Raw genomic sequence first — 579 nt, 5'->3', positions numbered from 1 at the left:
GAACGTTCGAGCTATCTGGTATGGCGCTCGCGGCAGTTATTGGGATTATCTTAAACTTAGTATTACCAGCCGAGCACAGATCAGCATAACACATGACAAAAAAACCTCTGCAGACAAAAAATTTACAGAGGTTTTTCTATAAAATGAAGTAGAAAAGGTGGCGCTTTAAATGAAAAATTTGTTGTCAATGGAAGCATTAACCGTCCATGAAATCGAGCATTTATTAGAGCAGGCGGCACAGTTTAAACGCGGGAAAAAAGCGACTTTTAATGAACAGACTTTCGCGGTCAATATGTTTTTTGAACCAAGTACGAGAACACATACGAGTTTTGAAGTAGCAGAGAAAAAGTTAGGTGTGGAGGTTGTTTCTTTTGATGCAGCGAGCTCTAGCATGACAAAAGGAGAAACGCTCTACGATACACTGCTCACAATGCAAGCCGTCGGGGTCAATGTCGCAGTGATTAGACACTCAGAAGAAAATTACTATGCGGGACTCGAAAAATTAGACATTGCTATTGTGAACGGCGGTGATGGATGCGGTGAACATCCGAGTCAATCACTACTTGACTTATTTACAAT

Annotated in this window: 1 pseudogene; it reads left to right on the top strand. The window is 41.1% G+C overall.

The window, feature by feature from the left end:
• Positions 1 to 169 precede the first annotated feature (169 nt).
• Positions 170 to 579 (top strand): annotated as a pseudogene (pyrB, locus tag PsAD5_RS14400) (aspartate carbamoyltransferase catalytic subunit); the annotation flags it as partial.

It is taken from the genome of Pseudovibrio sp. Ad5 (genome assembly GCF_001623095.1).
GTDB lineage: Bacteria > Pseudomonadota > Alphaproteobacteria > Rhizobiales > Stappiaceae > Pseudovibrio.
The sequence above is the reverse complement of the archived record's forward strand: the minus strand, read 5'-3'. Positions and strand labels throughout refer to the sequence as shown.